The sequence below is a fragment of the Pararhodonellum marinum genome (genome assembly GCF_015354735.1).
GTDB classification, from domain to species: domain Bacteria; phylum Bacteroidota; class Bacteroidia; order Cytophagales; family Cyclobacteriaceae; genus Pararhodonellum; species Pararhodonellum marinum.
Genome location: NZ_JACEFJ010000052.1, coordinates 1 through 523, shown reverse-complemented (window position 1 = coordinate 523; position 523 = coordinate 1). Strand labels below are relative to the sequence as shown.

Annotated in this window: 1 protein-coding gene; it reads left to right on the top strand. The window is 53.7% G+C overall.

Translation table 11 applies throughout. The annotated features are described in order from the left end of the window. Positions 1–523, top strand: a 523-nt coding sequence (locus H1A14_RS23090; RefSeq protein WP_194778679.1) for a DUF7507 domain-containing protein, incomplete at both ends; no start/stop codon positions are given.

Genomic DNA, 523 nt, shown 5'->3' with positions numbered 1-523 from the left:
CATCAGGCTACCCAGGCGGATATCGATGCGGGAACCACATTGGTCAACAGCGTTTCGGTAACCACTGACGAAGTTCCGGGACCCACGGAAGACACGGCAGAAACCACCATTGCCCAGACTGCGGAACTGACGGTCAGCAAAACAGTAAACCCGACCAGCATTTCGGAGCCGACCTTATTACAGTACACGATAACCATAGAGAATACAGGTAATGTAGCCCTTACCGGACTTCAGGTAACCGATATTCTGCCCGACGGCAGTACCGCCACATTGACGGGTTCATTGGCTGATATTCCTGTTGGAGGCAGCAGGGAACTGACCACCACGTATCAGGCCACCCAGGCGGATATCGATGCCGGAACCCCTTTGGTCAACACTGTTTCGGTGACTACCGCTCAAGTTCCGGGCCCAACAAATGACACGGCAGAAACCACCATTGCCCAGACTGCGGGACTGACGGTCAGCAAAACCGTAAACCCGACCAGCATTTCGGAACCTACCTTACTGCAATACACGATTACCA